This window comes from Pseudomonas sp. LM13, assembly GCF_041381355.1.
GTDB classification, from domain to species: Bacteria; Pseudomonadota; Gammaproteobacteria; order Pseudomonadales; family Pseudomonadaceae; genus Stutzerimonas; species Stutzerimonas frequens.
Window position 1 is genome coordinate 1 of the sequence record NZ_JACBXH010000037.1, and the last position, 17,781, is coordinate 17,781.

Sequence of the window (17,781 nt, forward strand, 5' to 3'; positions counted from 1 at the left end):
GAGCAGTTGCAACTCGGCGAAAAAGTGGACAGTCCCGACGCGGTGGATCTGCCGGTACGCTTGGCGGTCGCACTACTGAAGGACAGCAACGGCACGATCTCCATCGAGCTGCCCGTGCAGGGCGACCTGAACAATCCGCAGTTCAGCGTCATGCCGATCATCTGGCAAACGTTGCGCAACCTGGTGGTGCGTGCGGCCAAAGCCCCGTTCAAGTTCATCGCCGGGCTGGCTGGTGGCGACCAGAGCGACCTGAGCCACATCGATTTTGCTCCGGGCAACAGCGAACTGGACCCAGCGGCGCGCCAGACCCTGGATACCCTGGCCGCCGGGCTGAAACAGCGACCCGGGCTGCGTCTTGAGATCGAAGGCATGAGCGCCACGGCAACGGACGGCCCGCTCCTCGCCGAACAACGTCTACAGGACGAGTATCGCCAGATTCAGTACCGTATCCTGCAGCGTCGAGGCGACAAGGTACCGTCCGATCCCGCGCAGCTTACCGTGGACGAGCAGGATCAGGCGCCGCTTCTGGAGGGCATCTATCGCAGCCGGCTGAAGCAACAACCTCCAGCGGAATGGAGCGACCTGGAAAGTGAAACCCGAGCCCAGCAGCTTCGCCAAGCGATCATCGATTCCTGGGCACAGAGTCCTGCCTTGCTACGCCGTCTGAGTCGTGAGCGCGCCGCCTCGATCAAGAGCTATCTCGTCCAGGCCGGGCTGACACCAGAGCGCATCTACCTGCTGGATACCGGTACTACCGAGGCCGGCAGCGACGGCCGGATTGCTACAACCCTGAACTTGGGAAGCGAAGAATGAAGAAAGGATACTTGCTCGCCGCCCTGCTGATCAGCGCGAGCGCCACGGCCGACACGCTACGCTGCGGCAATCAGCTGGTCACTACCGGCGATCGCACCTTCGAAGTCGAGCGCAAATGCGGTGCGCCGCAACACCGCGACGTCGTCGGCTATCGCCTGGGCCGGCATGATCGTCATGAGCTTACGCTGGAAGAATGGGTCTACGGGCCGCGTAACGGAATGCTCAGCATTCTGACTTTCGAAGGCAACCGCCTGGTACGCATCGAAACCCGTCGAGCCAACTGAGTCTGGAGCCAACCAATGGTCCGTTACCTGCCCGCCGCCCTACTCGCCCTGCTTTCGGCCAGTTTCCTCGCCGAAGCCTCATCGACCTATCGCTGTAACAGCCGGCTGGTGAGCCTGGATGCCAGCACGGCAGAGGTTCGCAGCAAGTGCGGCGAGCCGGCCAGCAGTTCGCTGATCGGCTATAAGCAGGTTATCGACGACTATGGCTACGCTCAGGAGGTGCCGGTCGAAGAGTGGGTCTATGGGCCCAACCACGGCATGCTTCACTTCCTGCGCTTCGAAGGTAACAGGCTCCGACAGATCGAGAGCCAGCGAGGAAACTAGCCCAATGCAAAACCCCGCCATTTGGCGGGGTTTCTTTGTGTCTGCGCTGAAAACAGAATCAGTCGACGGCTTTCAGGCCATCAGCTGAGACGTCCTTCACGCCTTCGATGCCACGCGCCTTGGCGATGGCTGCTTCTTTTTCCGCCTCGGTTGCCACTGTACCGGACAGCGAAACGACGCCGTCCTTGGTTTCCACTTCGATATCCATTCCCGGAGTCGCATCCTCCGCCAGGAGAGTGGACTTCACCTTGGTAGTGATCCAAGTATCGGATGCTGCATCGGTCGCATTGTCCACGGTGTTGGCAGCCAGCATCACAGTGCTGGTGTCGTCGATGGCAGGCGTGTTATCTGCCAGAGCAGCACCAGCGAGCGGCAGGCTGAGGGCAGCGGCAATGGCGGTGGCAGTCAGTGTCTGAATAGTCTTCATAGATGTCACTCCTGTTCTCGTGGTTTCTGCGGTATGACTCCGAACCGCAGACTCGTGAATAACAGGCGCAAGCTGCATGCCAACTTTTGAAAATATTTTTTACTATAAAAATCAATAAGTTAATTAAACGGCACGTCCTTCTCTCAGTTGCACATTGCAAGTTCATGGCTGTGCGCGCGTGCATCTTGCAATCTCGTGACCCCAGAAACGAGAAAAGGCCCCGAAGGGCCCTTTCATCCACTACAGCATGAATCAGACGCCGGAAGCTTCGGCGGCCGCGACGTCCTTGATCGAAAGCTTGATACGACCGCGGTTGTCCACGTCCAGCACCAACACCTTCACTTCCTGACCTTCCTTCAGTACGTCGGTCACCTTCTCGATGCGCTGATCGCTGATCTGCGAGATGTGCACCAGACCGTCCTTGCCCGGCAGAATGTTGACGAAGGCACCGAAGTCGACGATCCGCTCGACCTTACCCACATAGATCTTGCCGATTTCGGCTTCAGCCGTGATCGACAGCACGCGCTGCTTGGCTGCCTCGGCGGCGTCCTTGGTCTCGCCGAAGATCTTGATCGAGCCATCGTCTTCGATGTCGATCGAGGCTTTGGTCTCTTCGCAGATCGCACGGATGGTGGCGCCACCCTTGCCGATCACGTCGCGGATCTTGTCCTGGTCGATCTTCATCGCCAGCATGGTCGGTGCGTTGGCCGACAGCTCGCTGCGCGACTGGGCAATGACCTGGTTCATCTGGCCGAGGATGTTCAGGCGCGCTTCCAGGGCTTGGCCCAGAGCGATCTCCATGATCTCTTCGGTGATGCCCTGGATCTTGATGTCCATCTGCAGCGCGGTTACGCCCTTGGCGGTACCAGCGACCTTGAAGTCCATGTCGCCGAGGTGGTCCTCGTCACCGAGGATGTCGGTCAGAACGGCGAACTTCTCGCCTTCCTTGACCAGGCCCATGGCGATACCGGCTACCGGCGCCTTCATCGGCACGCCCGCGTCCATCAGTGCCAGCGAGGCACCACAGACCGAGGCCATGGAGCTGGAACCGTTGGATTCGGTGATCTCGGAAACCACGCGGATGGTGTACGGGAATTCGTCGGCGCTCGGCAGCATGGCAGCAACGCCACGACGGGCCAGGCGACCGTGGCCGATTTCGCGGCGACCGGTAGCACCCATGCGACCACACTCACCGACCGAGTACGGCGGGAAGTTGTAGTGCAGCATGAAGGGGTCTTTCTTCTCGCCTTCCAGGGTGTCGAGCAGCTGCGCGTCACGTGCGGTGCCGAGGGTGGCAACGACCAGGGCCTGGGTTTCACCACGGGTGAACAGCGCCGAACCGTGGGTCTTGTCGAGCACGCCGACTTCGATGTTCAGCCCGCGAACGGTGCGGGTGTCGCGACCGTCGATGCGCGGCTTGCCGTTGACGATGTTCTCGCGCACGGTGCGGTATTCGATCTCACCGAAGGCATCCTTCACCTCACCGGCAGACGGCTGGCCTTCTTCACCGGAGAACTTGGCAACGACCTGGTCCTTCAGCTCGCCCAGGCGCGCATAGCGGTCCTGCTTGATGGTGATGGTGTAGGCCTGGGAGATGGCTTCGCCGAACTCGGCACGGATGGCGTCCAGCAGTGCGGTATTGGCCTGCGGAGCGGTCCAGTCCCAGCGCGGCTTGCCGGCTTCGGCGGCGAGCTCTTCCACAGCCTTGATCACAGCCTGGAACTCGTCGTGGGCGAACAGCACGGCGCCCAGCATCTGGTCTTCGGTCAGCTCTTTGGCTTCCGACTCGACCATCAGTACGGCGTCCTTGGTGCCGGCCACGACCATGTCCAGGCTGGAAGCCTTGAGCTGCTCGTAGTTCGGGTTCAGCAAGTAGCCGGTTTCCGGGTGGAAAGCCACGCGTGCGGCGCCGATCGGGCCGTCGAACGGAATACCGGAAACAGCCAGGGCGGCCGAAGTACCGATCATCGCAGCGATGTCCGGATCGGTCTTCTTGCTGGTGGAAACAACGGTGCAGATGACCTGCACTTCATTCTGGAAACCTTCCGGGAACAGCGGACGGATCGGGCGATCGATCAGACGCGAGGTCAGGGTTTCCTTCTCGGAAGGACGCGCCTCACGCTTGAAGAAACCACCGGGAATCTTGCCGGCTGCGTAGGTCTTCTCCTGGTAATGCACGGAGAGCGGGAAGAACCCCTTGCTCGGATCGGCGGTCTTGGCACCGACCACTGTCACCAGCACGGTGACATCGTCATCGACGGTGACCAGCACTGCGCCGGAGGCCTGGCGGGCGATACGACCCGTTTCCAGGGTTACGGTCGACTGACCGAATTGGAACTTCTTGATTACCGGATTCACGGTTTTTCCTTCTCTTTGTTGCCTTGGGGAAATTGGCAGAACGCTCGGGAGTCGGCCCGAAACGACCTGCAAGAAAGCCAAAAGCTGGAAGACCGAAGCTGATTGCAGGGATGTCCCACTTTCAACTTCAGGCTTCCAGCTTCCGGCTTCCAGCGCGGGCGCGTCTTAGCGACGCAGACCCAGACGACCGATCAGGGTGCTGTAACGAGTGGTGTCCTTACCCTTCAGGTAATCCAGCAGCTTGCGGCGCTGGTTAACCATGCGGATCAGACCACGACGCGAGTGGTGATCTTTGCCGTTGGCCTTGAAGTGGTCCTGCAGCTTGTTGATGTTGGCGGTCAGCAGGGCTACCTGCACTTCCGGGGAACCGGTGTCGCCTTCAGCTTGCTTGTACTCGTTAACGATCTGGGCTTTTTCTTCAACGCTCAGTGCCATGATAGGGCTCCTTGAGTGAACAGGCCGGGAATCATCCCGTGTTTAATAAAGAGAAATGACCGTGCCTGCTGACAGCCACCCTCTGACGCAACGCGCGAACGCGCTGCGTAACGGTCATTCCGACCGAATCAATCGACGTGGCGCAATGCGCCCGTCTTCGCTCACTTCACCGATACCGATGAAGCGACCATTGCTATCCTGTACGCGAACCATGCCGTACTGCGGTGCCTCCGGTGCCCGCACCGGCTGGCCGTGCAGCCAGTAGTAAGCGCTGTGCTCCGACAACTGCAACAACGGCCAATGCTCCAGCCCGCTGTCCACCGGTTGCAGGAATCCATCCAGGGCCGCGGAGCCGCCGTCAGCATGCGCCCGCTCCAGTGTATCGAGCGTCACCGTCTGCGAAAGATCGAACGGTCCGGCCTGGGTGCGCCGCAACTCGGCGACATGCGCGCCGCAGCCGAGCAACCGGCCGATGTCTTCCACCAAGGTCCGGATATAGGTGCCCTTGCTGCAGGTCACAGCCAGTCGCGCCTTGTCGCCGTCGAGCGCGAGCAACTCCAAGCGCGCAATATTAACAGAACGCGGCTCGCGCTCCACCACTTCACCGGCACGCGCCAGCTTGTATAGCGGCTGGCCGTCGCGCTTGAGCGCCGAGTACATCGGCGGCACCTGCAGGATATCGCCGCGAAACTGCGGCAGCAGTGCCTCCAGCTGCTCAGGGGTAACCATCACCGGCTTACGCTCCAGAACCTCGCCCTCGGCATCCGCGGTGGTGGTGGTCACGCCGAGCTGCATCACCGTCTCGTAGGCCTTGTCCGCATCTAGGAGGTACTGCGAGAACTTGGTGGCTTCTCCGAAACACAGCGGCAACACCCCGGTCGCCAGTGGATCGAGGCTGCCGGTATGCCCGGCCTTCTCCGCATTGAGCAACCAGCGAACCTTCTGCAGCGCCGCGTTGGAGGTGAACCCGCGCGGCTTATCCAGCAGGATGATCCCACTGACATTGCGTCGTACACGCTTGACCTGTGCCACGCTTACTCTCCGCGCTCGTCGCTGTGCTTGCGATCTTCGGCCACGGCGCGCTCGATCAGCGAACTCAGTTCCACGCCGCGCCGGATGCTGGCGTCATAGTTGAAATGCAGTTGCGGGACCGTACGCAGCTTCATGCTCTTGCCGAGCTGCATGCGCAGGAAGCCGGCAGCCTCATTGAGGATGCGTAGGTTGCCTTTGATCGCTTCCTCGTCGTCATCCTGCCCCATGATGGTGATGAAGATCTTCGCATGGGACAGATCGCGGCTGACGTCTACCCCGGTGATCGTGATCAGCCCCAGACGCGGATCCTTGATCTCGCGCTGGATGAGCAGCGCCAGTTCGCGCTGCATCTGATCACCGATACGCTGGGTACGACTGAATTCTTTGGCCATATTTTTTCCACCCGTTCAAAAGCCAAAAGCTGGAAGCTCGGAGCAGCCACCGCAACCGCGGCGACGACTCCTGGCTTCCAGCTCTCGGACTGGCGCTTGCTTACAGCGAACGCGCCACTTCGACCTTCTCGAACACTTCGATCTTGTCGCCGACCTTGACGTCGTTGTAGCTCTTCACGCCGATACCGCACTCCATGCCGGCGCGGACCTCGGCGACGTCGTCCTTGAAACGACGCAGCGATTCCAGCTCGCCTTCGAAGATGACGACGTCGTCGCGCAGCACGCGGATCGGACGGTTGCGGTAGACCATGCCCTCGGTGACCATGCAACCGGCAACCGCGCCGAACTTCGGCGAACGGAAGACGTCACGCACTTCGGCAATGCCGAGGATATTCTCGCGCACATCGCTGCCGAGCATACCGGTGAGCGCCTTCTTGACGTCCTCGATAATGTCGTAGATGACGTTGTAGTAGCGCATGTCCAGGCCCTCGACCTCGACGATCTTGCGCGCACCTGCATCGGCACGGACGTTGAAGCCGAACAGCACTGCGTTGGATGCCAGCGCCAGGTTGGCATCGGACTCGGTGATACCACCGACGCCGCCACCGACCACGCGCACCTGCACCTCGTCGTTGCCCAGCCCGTTGAGCGATCCCTGCAGGGCCTCGAGGGAACCGCGTACGTCGGCCTTGAGGACGATGTTCAGCGTCTTCTTCTCGTCCTGCCCCATGGTTTCGAAGATATTTTCCAGCTTGCCGGCATGCGCACGAGCCAACTTCACCTCGCGGAACTTGCCCTGACGGAACAGCGCAACCTCGCGGGCCTTCTTCTCGTCAGCAACCACGGTCAGGTCGTCACCAGCTTCCGGGGTACCATCCAGACCGAGAATCTCGACCGGAATCGCCGGACCGGCTTCTTTCACCGGCTTGCCGTTCTCGTCGAGCATGGCGCGAACACGACCGAAGTTGACGCCGCAAAGAACCATGTCGCCCTGGCGCAGCGTGCCGTCCTGAACCAACACGGTAGCGACCGGGCCACGACCCTTGTCCAGACGCGATTCGACCACCACGCCACGACCCGGGGCCGACGGCGTCGCTTTCAGCTCGAGGAGCTCGGCCTGCAGCAGTACAGCTTCGAGCAGCTCGTCGACACCAGTACCCATCTTGGCGGATACCGGGATGAACGGAGTATCGCCGCCCCACTCTTCCGGAATCACATCGAGCGCGGCCAGGCCGTTCTTGATGTTGTCCGGGTTGGCGTCCGGCTTATCGATCTTGTTCACCGCGACCACGATCGGAACACCAGCCGCCTTGGCATGCTGTACCGCTTCCTGGGTCTGCGGCATGACGCCGTCATCGGCCGCCACGACCAGGATCACGATGTCCGTGGCCTTGGCACCGCGAGCACGCATGGCGGTAAACGCCGCGTGGCCCGGGGTGTCGAGGAAGGTGACCATGCCACGCTCGGTTTCGACGTGATAAGCACCGATGTGCTGGGTGATACCGCCAGCTTCGCCAACAGCTACCTTGGCACGGCGGATGTAGTCGAGCAGCGAAGTCTTACCGTGGTCGACGTGACCCATGACGGTCACTACCGGCGCACGGGCGACCGACTCGCCTTCGAACTTCAGCAGCTCGGCCAGCTGTTCTTCCAGCGCATTGTCGCTGACCAGCTTGACCTTGTGGCCCAGTTCCTCCGCGACCAGCTGCGCGGTCTCCTGATCCAGCACCTGGTTGATGGTGACCGGAGACCCCATCTTGAACATGAACTTGATGACTTCGGCCGCTTTCACCGACATCTGCTGGGCCAGTTCGGCCACAGTGATGGTCTCGCCGATCGACACTTCGCGCACGACTGGTCCTGTTGGGCTCTGGAACCCATGCTGGTTACGCTTCTTGAGCTTGCTCTTGCCACCGCGACCACCGCGACGGAAGCCATCGGCTTCGTCCTCACCGCTACGCACGGTGCGCGCCAGCGGTGCCTTGGTCTTGAGCGACGGCCGATGCTGCGCATGCTTGCGATCACGACGCTCGTCGTCATCGCTGCGCGGCTTCTCGACACGGCGAGGCTCTTCCTTCTTGCGCTCTGGAGCGGGAGCAGCAGGCTCGACCGCTACCGGCACGGGCTCTCCGCTCGCGGGCTCGACAGGCTGGGCAGGCGCCTCGGCCACGGCCTTGGCTGCCTCGGCCTGGCGACGCGCCTCCTCTTCGGCGCGCTCGCGGGCTTCCTGTTCGGCCTTGGCACGCGCGGCTTCTTCGGCAGCACGCTGTTCTTCCAGTTCGCGACGCTTTTCCGCTTCGATCTCTTCAGCGCTGCGCTTGACGAAGGTTTTCTTCTTACGGACCTCTACACTGATGGTCTTGCTGCCACCCACCTTCAACTTGGTAGTGGTTTTGCGCTGCAAGGTAATCTTGCGCGGTTGATCCACCTTGGCCCCATGGCTGCTCTTGAGATGGGCAAGCAGGGCCTGCTTTTCGTTATCGGTCACTACTTGCTCGGCGCTGGTGTGCGACAGTCCTGCCTCACGCATCTGCTGAAGCAGTCGCTCGACCGGTGTGTCGACCACCTGGGCCAGTTCTTTCACCGTGACTTGCGTCATGCATTTCTCTCCTCAGGCCGCTAATTACTTACTCGAACCAATGGGCTCGGGCGGCCATGATCAGCTTGCCGGCACGCTCTTCATCGATGCCGTCTATGTCGAGCAGGTCGTCAATAGACTGCTCGGCCAGGTCTTCGCGGGTGATGACGCCCCGCACGGCCAACTCGACCGCCAGTTCTTTGTCCATGCCTTCAAGCGCCAGCAGATCGTCAGCCGGCTGAGCGTCTGCAAGCTTTTCCTCGTTGGCGATGGCCTTGGTCAGCAGGCGATCCTTGGCCCGCGTACGCAGCTCGTTGACGATATCCTCGTCGAAGCCTTCGATGCCGAGCATCTCCTCCATCGGGACATAGGCGACTTCTTCCAGCGAAGTGAAGCCCTCTTCTACCAGTACCTGCGCGAGCTCCTCATCTACATCCAGCTCTTCGATGAAGCTGCGCAGAATGTCGCCGGTCTCTTCCTGCTGCTTGGCCTGGATGTCCGCTTCGGTCATGACGTTCAGCGTCCAGCCGGTCAGTTGGCTGGCCAGACGTACGTTCTGACCGCCGCGTCCGATGGCCTGGGCCAGGTTGTCCTCGGCGACGGCGATATCCATGGCATGTGCGTCTTCGTCGACGATGATCGCTGCGACTTCGGCAGGCGCCATGGCATTGATGACGAACTGCGCTGGGTTCTCGTCCCACAGCACGATGTCGACCCGCTCACCACCGATTTCGCCGGACACTGCCTGAACCCGCGATCCACGCATACCGATACAGGCGCCCTGGGGATCGATGCGCTTGTCCTTGGAACGAACAGCGATCTTGGCCCGCGAACCTGGGTCACGCGACGCCCCCATCACCTCGATCAAGCCCTCGGCGATCTCAGGCACCTCGATGCGAAACAGCTCGATCAGCATCTGCGGCGCAGTGCGCGACAGGATCAGCTGCGGGCCGCGGTTCTCGGTGCGAATTTCCTTGAGCAAGGCGCGAACACGGGCACCGACGCGGAAGGTTTCTCGCGCGATGATGTCTTCCCGGGCCAGCAGCGCTTCGGCGTTGTTGCCCAGATCGACAATGACGCTGTCGCGGGTCACTTTCTTGACCGTTCCGGAGATAATTTCACCCAGACGATCGCGATAGGCCTCGACTACCTGCGCACGCTCGGCCTCGCGTACTTTCTGCACGATGACCTGCTTGGCAGTCTGCGCCGCAATGCGACCGAACTCGATGGACTCGATCTTCTCCTCGAACACATCACCGAGCTTGGCGTCCGGATTGCGCTCCTGGGCCTGATCCAAGGCCAATTGGTGGGCCGGATCCTCGAAATGTTCGTCGTCGACCACGGTCCAGCGACGGAAAGTCTCGTAACTGCCGTTGTGGCGATTGATTTCCACACGCAGATCAACGTCGTCTTCGTAGCGTTTCTTGGTCGCTGTGGCCAAAGCCAGCTCCAACGCCTCGAAAATCACACTTGCCGGTACGCCCTTTTCATTGGACACCGACTCCACAACCAGCAGTACTTCTTTGCTCATCGTACGCCTCGCCTTTCGCAATCCATTGGGTCCGCGGGATCCGCTCAGTCAAAACGGGGAACTATGTTGGCCTTATCGATCATGTCGATCGGCAGCAGATACTCATGGTCATCAACCAGCACAACAATGTCCTGCTCTTCCACCCCACGGAGAAGACCCTGGAAATTGCGCCTGCCCTCGAAGGGCGAGCGCAGCTTTATTTTTACTTGTTCACCGACATGGGCGCTGTATTGCTCGATCGTGAACAGCGGCCGGTCCATTCCCGGAGAGGACACCTCAAGGGTGTAGTCCACGCTGATCGGGTCCTCCACATCGAGGACACCGCTCAGTTGCCGGCTGACCTTCTCGCAGTCATCAATGAGAATGCCGTTGGCATGATCGATATAGACACGCAACAGCGAATGACGGCCCTGGGAAATGAACTCGATCCCCCAGCATTGATAGCCAAGCGCCTCAACCACCGGGGCCAACAAGGCCTGCAACTGTTCTAGCTTGCTCGACATCGAAGTCCCTCGCGCATGCTGTACAAATGAAAAATGGGCGAAACGCCCATCCCTTCTGACCGCCTGTAAATGCCGGCGACCTGGCCTCAAGCTAATAAAAAGCCCCTGTACAGGGGCTCTTTATTGACTGGTTGCGGGGGCTGGATTTGAACCAACGACCTTCGGGTTATGAGCCCGACGAGCTACCAGACTGCTCCACCCCGCGTCAAACTGGGCACGAATTATACGACCCATACCCAATACAGGTCAACCGAAACCCTCAAACACAAGAAAGCCCGCACTAGGCGGGCCTGCTTGTTTGGTACCGAGGAGGGGACTCGAACCCCTACAGCCTATGGCCACTACCACCTCAAGGTAGCGTGTCTACCAATTCCACCACCTCGGCAAAAACCTTATTGCCCCTCTCCCACCTCAGGCACGTCGCCAGCAGTCTCCGTCGCCTTTTGCTCTTCGAGCACCGGAACATCTTCTACCGCGGGCTTGCTTACCGGCACTTCCAGAACAGCCGGATCAGGCAGCCCAGCCTGAGACAATTGATCAGCCTGCTGCTTGGCGAAGAACGCCAACCCAAGGCTGGTCAGAAAAAAAACGCCAGCAAGTATAGCAGTAAGTCGACTCAAAAAGGTAGCAGAACCTTGGCTTCCGAAAACGGTTGCCGAAGCACCGGAACCGAAAGACGCACCAGCATCCGCACCCTTGCCCTGCTGCAGCAGCACCAGCGCAACCACACCAAGAGCAACCAGCAGATGCACCACGATCACAACAGTCTGCAACATCTGTTCAGTTCCCCGCGGCGCGACAGATCGCACCGAATTCATCCGCTTTCAGAGAGGCTCCACCAACTAACCCCCCATCAATATCCGCCATGGCGAACAGCTCGGCTGCATTCTCCGCCTTGACGCTACCACCATACAGCAGCCTTACACCCTCAGCGATGCGGCGATCGCTACGGGCCAGCTGCTCACGAATGGCAGCATGTACTTCCTGCGCTTGCCCTGGCGTCGCCGTTAAGCCCGAGCCGATAGCCCAGACAGGCTCGTAAGCGACCACCGCAGACTGAAACGCCTCGATTCCCTGATCATCGAGAACCCGACCCAGCTGCCGCGCCACTACCTCGAGCGTCCTACCGGCTTCGCGCTCCTCGAGCGTCTCACCGACGCACAGCACAGGCATCAAACCACTCGACTGCGCTGCCGCAAACTTCTGGCTGACCACTTCGTCCGCCTCACCCAACAGCAGGCGGCGCTCGGAATGCCCAACCAATACCCACTTGCAACCCGCATCAACAAGCTGTTCGGCCGAGACCTCACCGGTCAAAGCACCAAACCCCGACTGCAACGCACAATCCTGGGCACCGACGGACACTTTTGCCCCACCGAGCGCGCTCAAGACCTGACTGACATGCACAAAGGAGGGAAATACCGCAATCTCGACTGCCGCAGGCAATACCTGCTGCTGAAAAGACTCGATCAGCTCTGCGACGCTAGCGCGGGTACCGTTCATTTTCCAGTTACCAGCTACCATGGGGCGACGCATGCTTTACCTCATCGGTCAAAGTGGGCGCAGATGTTACTCAACGACTGCGCCCCTGGCAAGCAGCTTCACGCACAAACTTCGGTTACGACCTTGGCCAACTCTTCCGCCATGCACCGCACCTGAGTCTCGTCATCGCCCTCGACCATTACCCGCACCAGCGGCTCGGTACCAGACTTGCGCAGCAGGACGCGCCCACGCCCACCCATGCGCTCGGTGACGCTATCGCACGCAGCCTTGACACTGGGATGAGCAATCGGATCACGATCGCCTGAGAAGCGCACATTGATCAGTACCTGCGGACACTTGTGCCACGCCAGACGCTCCTGGGCGAGGGTCTGCTCACGGCGACGAAGAGCCAGTACCACCTGCAAGGCCGCGATGATCGCATCACCCGTCGTGGTGTGCTGAGCGCAGACGATGTGCCCGGAATTCTCGCCACCGAGAACCCAGCCACGATCAAGCATTTCCGCGATCACATAGCGATCGCCGACCTTGGCACGCGTGAATGGAATCTCACGCGCCTTCAACGCAAGCTCTAGCCCGAGGTTGCTCATCAGCGTGCCCACCACGCCACCGGCCAGACGCTCGCGCTCCTGCAGATCGGTCGCAATGATGTAAAGCAGCTCATCGCCATCGACGACCGCACCGGTATGGTCGACCATCATCACCCGGTCGCCGTCACCGTCAAAGGCGATGCCGAGGTCTGCGCCATGCTCAACGACCGCTTTCTGCAATTGCCCGACGTGGGTTGAACCAACATCGGCATTGATGTTCAGCCCATCCGGCTGTGCACCAATCACCACGACCTCTGCCCCAAGCTCGCGGAACACGCTGGGCGCGACCTTGTAGGTAGCGCCGTGAGCGCAATCGACTACCAGCTTGAGCCCGGAGAAATCAGTACTGGTTGGCACGCTGCTCTTGCAGAACTCGATATAGCGACCGGCCGCATCGTTGATCCGCGACGCTTTGCCCAACTGAGCCGACTCGACGACCGTCATCGGCGTGTCGATCAGCTCCTCGATCATCAGCTCCACCTCGTCGGGGAGCTTGGTGCCGCGACCGGAAAAGAACTTGATGCCGTTGTCGTGATGGGGATTGTGCGAGGCACTGATAACGATCCCGGCCTCGGCATGAAAGGTACGTGTCAGGTAGGCAACCGCCGGAGTCGGCATCGGCCCTAGCAGCAACACATCGGCTCCAGCAGCGGAGAGCCCAGCCTGCAGTGCCGACTCGAACATGTAGCCCGAGATACGGGTGTCCTTGCCGATCAGGATTCGGCACTTGCCCTGTTTGCGAAAGGCCATGCCCGCCGCCCACCCCAACTTGAGCATGAAGTCAGGGGTAATGGGCGCCTGCCCTACGTGGCCACGAATGCCGTCGGTGCCGAAGTACTTTCTAGTCATGGTGCTTTCCCTACTCTGCCGCCTGCACTGCGGCAATCATTCGAACTACATCAACCGTTTCGGCAACATCATGCACCCGCACGATCTGCGCCCCCTTGCTGACGGCAAGAGCCGCTAGCGCCAGGCTGCCATACAACCGCTCAGCCACCGGGCGCCCTAGCACGCCACCGATCATGCTCTTGCGTGACACACCTACCAGCAGAGGGCGACCCAATTGGTGAAGCGCCTCCAGATGCTTGAACAGCACGAGATTGTGATCCAGCGTCTTGGCAAACCCGAACCCCGGGTCGAGCACGATGCGCTCGGTCGGAATGCCTGCAGCTGCGCAGGCAACCATTCGGTCACCGAGGAAAGACGCTACTTCCTCAGTGATATCGTCGTAACGCGGATCATCCTGCATATCACCTGGCTCGCCGCGCATATGCATGAGACAGACCGGCAGACCGCTGTCGGCCGCAGCATCCAGCGCGCCATCGCGCCGCAGCGAGCGCACGTCGTTGATCAGTCCAGCCCCGAGACGCGCACACTCACGTATCACGGCCGGCGTCGAAGTGTCGACCGAGATGACGACGTCCAGCTCGCGGGCGATGGCCTCGACGATCGGAGCGACTCGCTCCAACTCCTCAGTAGGCGATACCGAGCGCGCGCCCGGACGCGTCGATTCACCCCCGACATCGATCAGCGTGGCGCCAGCCGTGACCATCGCCTGCGCGTGGCGCAAGGCGGCATCGCGCTCGGCGAAGCGGCCACCGTCGGAGAAGGAATCAGGGGTGACATTGAGAATCCCCATGACATGGGGACGGGATAGATCGAGAACCCGACTGCCGCAGACCAGTCGAGCAGGTGAAGACGAGTTATTCATTCACGAGCCTTGAACGTTGGGACGCCTGGGCAGGCGATCCACGCCAGCTGCACCACCATGGCACAGCGGGGAGAGCAATTTACACCAGAAGGGGCGCCTATGCGCCCCTTCTGGATTCAGCTCATGACACGCGTTCGGCGCGCTACCCTCAGTGCTCGCCGGCCGGACCGCCGATCGGCGTCTGCGGCCGGCTGTCATCCGGTACCGCTGGCGTCCCGGATGTTCCAGAACCACCCTCCCAGTCGCGCGGCTCACGCGGTGGGCGTCCGGCCATGATGTCGTCGATCTGCGGCGCATCGATCGTTTCGTACTTCATGAGGGCCTCTGCCATCATGTCCAGCTTGTCGCGATTGTCCGTCAGGATCTGCTTGGCCGTGCCGTAGCAATGATCGATGATGCTGCGCACTTCTTCATCGATCAGCTTGGCAGTCTCGCCGGACACGTTGGCATGCTGGCTACCGGCACTACGACCGAGAAAGACTTCGCCTTCCTCTTCGGCATACATCAGCGGACCAAGCTTTTCGGACAACCCCCACTTGGTCACCATGTTCCGCGCCAGTTGCGTGGCGCGCATGATGTCGTTGGAGGCGCCAGTCGTGACCCCTTCGAACCCCAGGGTCATCTCCTCCGCAATCCGGCCGCCAAACAGCGAGCAGATCTGGCTGATCAATGCGCGCTTCGAAAGGCTGTAGCGATCCTCTTCCGGGAGGAACATGGTGACGCCCAACGCCCGCCCACGCGGGATGATCGAAACCTTGTACACCGGATCGTGCTCCGGCACTACGCGCCCCACGATGGCATGTCCCGCCTCGTGATAGGCCGTGTTGAGCTTCTCCTTCTCGGACATGACCATGGACTTGCGCTCGGCGCCCATCATGATCTTGTCCTTGGCCAACTCGAACTCGCGCATCTCGACAATGCGCTTGTTCGCCCGCGCGGCGAACAGCGACGCCTCGTTGACCAGATTGGCCAGGTCCGCGCCCGAAAACCCCGGTGTACCGCGGGCGATGACCGCCGGCTCGACGTTCTCGCTGACCGGCACCTTGCGCATATGGACCTTGAGGATCTGCTCGCGACCGCGGATGTCCGGCAAGCCAACAACGACCTGGCGGTCGAAACGGCCCGGACGCAGCAGCGCCGGATCGAGCACGTCTGGGCGGTTGGTAGCCGCGATGACGATAATGCCGTCGTTCATCTCGAACCCGTCCATCTCCACCAGCAACTGGTTGAGGGTCTGCTCGCGCTCGTCATGCCCGCCGCCAAGACCGGCACCACGATGGCGGCCGACTGCATCGATTTCGTCGATGAAGATGATGCACGGCGCATGCTTCTTGGCCTGCTCGAACATGTCACGGACACGGCTGGCGCCGACACCGACGAACATCTCGACGAAGTCCGAACCCGAAATGGTGAAGAACGGCACCTTGGCTTCGCCGGCGATTGCCTTGGCCAGCAGCGTCTTACCGGTACCGGGCGGGCCGACCATCAACACACCGCGCGGAATACGGCCACCGAGACGCTGGAACTTGCCTGGGTCACGAAGGAATTCGACCAGTTCGTGCACCTCTTCCTTGGCCTCGTCGCAACCCGCGACGTCAGCGAAGGTGGTCTTGACCTGATCCTCGGAGAGCAACCGAGCCTTGCTCTTGCCGAAGCTCATCGGCCCGCCCTTGCCGCCGGCACCGCCCTGCATCTGCCGCATGAAGAACATGAACACGGCGATGATCACCAGGATCGGGAAGCTGGCCACCAGCAGCTGGGTCCAGATGCTCTGCTGCTCAGGCTGCTTGCCCTCGATCAGCACATTGTTGTCGAGCAGGTCACCGATCAAGCCGTTGTCCTGGATCGCAGGGCGAATGGTCTTGAAGGTATCGCCGTCGCTGCGCTTGCCGATGATGACGAAGCCATCGACGGTCACGCGCTCGACGCGCCCTTCCTTGACTTGCTCGAGGAAATCCGAGTAGTTCAGCGTCTGCGGCTCGGTCGGGCTGGAGAAGTTGTTCATCACCGTGACCAGGACGGCGGCGATGATCAGCCACAGAATCAGGTTTTTTGCCATGTCGTTCAATTCACTACCCTCTGGAGCAAACCCGTTGTCTGCGGGCCCGCATGACGGCCGATAGGTTGCTTGGCCTAACTTACTACACAACTCAATGAAACAGGCGGCCGGTCTGTAACCCTATGAAACAGCCTAGCCCTAGCCTCATATGCCCGTCCATTAGACTCGCAACCGCTGGAAACGGTCGCCTTGATCTGGGACGGCGGCGTACGTGCTAGTCGTCTTGCCCGCCCCGAAAGCCACGAGCGAGCAGATATTGCTCGCGAGACCGGTCGCGCGACGACAGCGGCTTGCGCATTTGCACTTTCTCGAAGTTCTGCCGAACCTCTTTCAGGTAGGCATCGAAGCCCTCTCCCTGAAATATCTTGATCAAGAAATCACCACCCGGACGCAGCACGCGGCTCGCCAGATCGAGCGCCAGCTCGCAGAGGAACATCGCGCGCGGCTGATCCGCCGCCCTCACCCCACTCATATTGGGGGCCATATCGGAAATCACAAGGTCGACGGGATTATCCCCGATGGCCTCGAGGATCTGAGCGAAGACCTCGTCCTCTGTGAAATCGCCTTGAATGAAGGTTACGTCGGCGATGCTGTCCATTGGCAGAATGTCAGACGCGATCAGCCGACCCTTGTCGCCGATGACCCGACTGGTGACCTGAGACCAGCCACCCGGCGCCGCACCGAGGTCGACCACCGTCATGCCAGGACGCAGGATGCGATCCTTCTCCTGGATTTCCAGCAGCTTGTAGCTGGCGCGCGAACGGTAGCCGTCGCGTTGCGCCATTTTCACGTAAGGATCGTCGAAATGTTCTTTCAGCCACCGCGGGCTGGTCTTGGAGCGTGCCAAGCTGATACCTCATCTGTGCGGCCCTGCACCTCTCGGGTACACTAGCCGCCGTTTTTCAAGGGTTCTGACGCAAGGGTCGAAATATGCCGCTCACCAACGAGCAGAAGAAACAGTACAAGTCCATCGGCCACCATCTGAAACCGGTTCTGATCGTAGCCGAAAATGGGCTGACCGAAGGCGTTCAGGCCGAACTGGAGCGAGCCCTGAACGACCATGAGCTTATCAAGATCCAGTTTCGCCTTACCGAGCGCGAAGATCGTCGCGCCTTGATGGAAGAGCTGTGCGCGATCGGAAAGTGCGAGCTGGTACAAACCATCGGCAAGATGGCACTGGTCTATCGCAAGAATCCGAAGCCGAACAAGCAGCTGTCGAACATCCATCGTTTCCAGGCTTGAAA

At 60.7% G+C, this 17,781-nt stretch carries 18 protein-coding genes and 2 tRNA genes; 4 read left to right on the forward strand and 16 right to left on the reverse strand.

Translation table 11 applies throughout. The features are described from left to right. From HZR81_RS18760 to HZR81_RS18770, 3 genes are all read left to right on the forward strand, one after another. Positions 1-813 (forward strand): DUF748 domain-containing protein (locus HZR81_RS18760; RefSeq protein ID WP_500128948.1); only part of this gene is annotated, 813 nt, incomplete at its 5' end. Next, on the forward strand, positions 810-1,097 hold the full coding sequence (locus HZR81_RS18765; RefSeq protein ID WP_125866908.1) for a DUF2845 domain-containing protein: 288 nt from the start codon (positions 810-812) through the stop codon (positions 1,095-1,097). The genes HZR81_RS18760 and HZR81_RS18765, both read left to right, overlap by 4 nt. 15 nt (positions 1,098-1,112) lie before the next feature. Beyond that, a complete protein-coding gene (locus HZR81_RS18770; RefSeq protein WP_285360993.1) occupies positions 1,113-1,421 on the forward strand; it encodes a DUF2845 domain-containing protein in 309 nt (102 codons plus the stop codon). 58 nt (positions 1,422-1,479) lie between these two features. Here the strand turns inward: HZR81_RS18770 and HZR81_RS18775 are convergent, their stop codons facing one another. The 16 genes from HZR81_RS18775 to rlmE form a co-directional block, all read right to left on the reverse strand. Beyond that, positions 1,480-1,848 (reverse strand): BON domain-containing protein, encoded by a 369-nt coding sequence (locus HZR81_RS18775; protein WP_110776032.1) that lies wholly within the window; start codon positions 1,846-1,848, stop codon positions 1,480-1,482. A gap of 252 nt (positions 1,849-2,100) precedes the next feature. Further along, a complete protein-coding gene (gene pnp, locus HZR81_RS18780; protein ID WP_102838536.1) occupies positions 2,101-4,206 on the reverse strand; it encodes a polyribonucleotide nucleotidyltransferase in 2,106 nt (701 codons plus the stop codon). Between the two features lie 165 nt (positions 4,207-4,371). Further along, positions 4,372-4,641, reverse strand: coding sequence for a 30S ribosomal protein S15 (gene rpsO, locus HZR81_RS18785; protein WP_003293213.1), 270 nt, complete (start codon positions 4,639-4,641; stop codon positions 4,372-4,374). Between the two features lie 114 nt (positions 4,642-4,755). Next, complete coding sequence (gene truB, locus HZR81_RS18790; protein WP_500128949.1) at positions 4,756-5,673, reverse strand: tRNA pseudouridine(55) synthase TruB; 918 nt, start codon at positions 5,671-5,673, stop codon at positions 4,756-4,758. A 2-nt stretch (positions 5,674-5,675) separates the two neighbouring features. Beyond that, the gene (gene rbfA / locus HZR81_RS18795) at positions 5,676-6,065 is read right to left on the reverse strand and encodes a 30S ribosome-binding factor RbfA (protein ID WP_500128950.1); all 390 of its coding nucleotides are present in this window, start codon (positions 6,063-6,065) and stop codon (positions 5,676-5,678) included. Between the two features lie 100 nt (positions 6,066-6,165). Then, positions 6,166-8,664 (reverse strand): translation initiation factor IF-2, encoded by a 2,499-nt coding sequence (gene infB / locus HZR81_RS18800; RefSeq protein WP_500128951.1) that lies wholly within the window; start codon positions 8,662-8,664, stop codon positions 6,166-6,168. Between the two features lie 28 nt (positions 8,665-8,692). Continuing rightward, on the reverse strand, positions 8,693-10,174 hold the full coding sequence (gene nusA / locus HZR81_RS18805) for a transcription termination factor NusA (protein ID WP_063541286.1): 1,482 nt from the start codon (positions 10,172-10,174) through the stop codon (positions 8,693-8,695). A gap of 44 nt (positions 10,175-10,218) precedes the next feature. Then, complete coding sequence (gene rimP / locus HZR81_RS18810; protein WP_102838541.1) at positions 10,219-10,677, reverse strand: ribosome maturation factor RimP; 459 nt, start codon at positions 10,675-10,677, stop codon at positions 10,219-10,221. 128 nt (positions 10,678-10,805) lie between these two features. Further along, a tRNA-Met gene (locus HZR81_RS18815) sits at positions 10,806-10,882 on the reverse strand. Positions 10,883-10,976: 94 nt separating this feature from the next. Beyond that, positions 10,977-11,062 (reverse strand) — tRNA-Leu (locus HZR81_RS18820). A 7-nt stretch (positions 11,063-11,069) separates the two neighbouring features. Continuing rightward, complete coding sequence (gene secG, locus HZR81_RS18825) at positions 11,070-11,453, reverse strand: preprotein translocase subunit SecG (RefSeq protein WP_458992369.1); 384 nt, start codon at positions 11,451-11,453, stop codon at positions 11,070-11,072. 4 nt (positions 11,454-11,457) lie between these two features. Next, positions 11,458-12,213, reverse strand: coding sequence for a triose-phosphate isomerase (tpiA, locus tag HZR81_RS18830; protein WP_500128952.1), 756 nt, complete (start codon positions 12,211-12,213; stop codon positions 11,458-11,460). A gap of 65 nt (positions 12,214-12,278) precedes the next feature. After that, the gene (glmM, locus tag HZR81_RS18835) at positions 12,279-13,616 is read right to left on the reverse strand and encodes a phosphoglucosamine mutase (protein ID WP_102838544.1); all 1,338 of its coding nucleotides are present in this window, start codon (positions 13,614-13,616) and stop codon (positions 12,279-12,281) included. A gap of 10 nt (positions 13,617-13,626) precedes the next feature. Next, the gene (gene folP, locus HZR81_RS18840) at positions 13,627-14,478 is read right to left on the reverse strand and encodes a dihydropteroate synthase (protein ID WP_133455717.1); all 852 of its coding nucleotides are present in this window, start codon (positions 14,476-14,478) and stop codon (positions 13,627-13,629) included. A gap of 148 nt (positions 14,479-14,626) precedes the next feature. After that, positions 14,627-16,537: an ATP-dependent zinc metalloprotease FtsH gene (gene ftsH / locus HZR81_RS18845; RefSeq protein WP_063541281.1), complete on the reverse strand. Its 1,911-nt coding sequence runs from the start codon at positions 16,535-16,537 to the stop codon at positions 14,627-14,629. A gap of 214 nt (positions 16,538-16,751) precedes the next feature. After that, entirely contained in the window at positions 16,752-17,384 is a 633-nt protein-coding gene (rlmE, locus tag HZR81_RS18850) for a 23S rRNA (uridine(2552)-2'-O)-methyltransferase RlmE (RefSeq protein ID WP_063541280.1), read from the reverse strand. A gap of 83 nt (positions 17,385-17,467) precedes the next feature. Here rlmE and HZR81_RS18855 point away from each other — a divergent pair, with 83 nt between their 5' ends. Continuing rightward, positions 17,468-17,779, forward strand: coding sequence for a YhbY family RNA-binding protein (locus tag HZR81_RS18855; RefSeq protein WP_063541279.1), 312 nt, complete (start codon positions 17,468-17,470; stop codon positions 17,777-17,779). The last annotated feature ends 2 nt before the right edge of the window (positions 17,780-17,781 follow it).

What these genes read in the sequence shown, in the direction of transcription:
- HZR81_RS18765 (WP_125866908.1), top strand. Translation starts at nt 810, where the DNA reads ATGAAGAAAGGATACTTGCTCGCCGCCCTGCTGATCAGCGCGAGCGCC.
- HZR81_RS18770 (WP_285360993.1), top strand. Translation starts at nt 1,113, where the DNA reads ATGGTCCGTTACCTGCCCGCCGCCCTACTCGCCCTGCTTTCGGCCAGT.
- HZR81_RS18775 (WP_110776032.1), bottom strand. Translation starts at nt 1,848, where the DNA reads ATGAAGACTATTCAGACACTGACTGCCACCGCCATTGCCGCTGCCCTC.
- rpsO (WP_003293213.1), bottom strand. Translation starts at nt 4,641, where the DNA reads ATGGCACTGAGCGTTGAAGAAAAAGCCCAGATCGTTAACGAGTACAAG.
- rbfA (WP_500128950.1), bottom strand. Translation starts at nt 6,065, where the DNA reads ATGGCCAAAGAATTCAGTCGTACCCAGCGTATCGGTGATCAGATGCAG.
- infB (WP_500128951.1), bottom strand. Translation starts at nt 8,664, where the DNA reads ATGACGCAAGTCACGGTGAAAGAACTGGCCCAGGTGGTCGACACACCG.
- nusA (WP_063541286.1), bottom strand. Translation starts at nt 10,174, where the DNA reads ATGAGCAAAGAAGTACTGCTGGTTGTGGAGTCGGTGTCCAATGAAAAG.
- rimP (WP_102838541.1), bottom strand. Translation starts at nt 10,677, where the DNA reads ATGTCGAGCAAGCTAGAACAGTTGCAGGCCTTGTTGGCCCCGGTGGTT.
- secG (WP_458992369.1), bottom strand. Translation starts at nt 11,453, where the DNA reads ATGTTGCAGACTGTTGTGATCGTGGTGCATCTGCTGGTTGCTCTTGGT.
- tpiA (WP_500128952.1), bottom strand. Translation starts at nt 12,213, where the DNA reads ATGCGTCGCCCCATGGTAGCTGGTAACTGGAAAATGAACGGTACCCGC.
- glmM (WP_102838544.1), bottom strand. Translation starts at nt 13,616, where the DNA reads ATGACTAGAAAGTACTTCGGCACCGACGGCATTCGTGGCCACGTAGGG.
- folP (WP_133455717.1), bottom strand. Translation starts at nt 14,478, where the DNA reads ATGAATAACTCGTCTTCACCTGCTCGACTGGTCTGCGGCAGTCGGGTT.
- ftsH (WP_063541281.1), bottom strand. Translation starts at nt 16,537, where the DNA reads ATGGCAAAAAACCTGATTCTGTGGCTGATCATCGCCGCCGTCCTGGTC.
- HZR81_RS18855 (WP_063541279.1), top strand. Translation starts at nt 17,468, where the DNA reads ATGCCGCTCACCAACGAGCAGAAGAAACAGTACAAGTCCATCGGCCAC.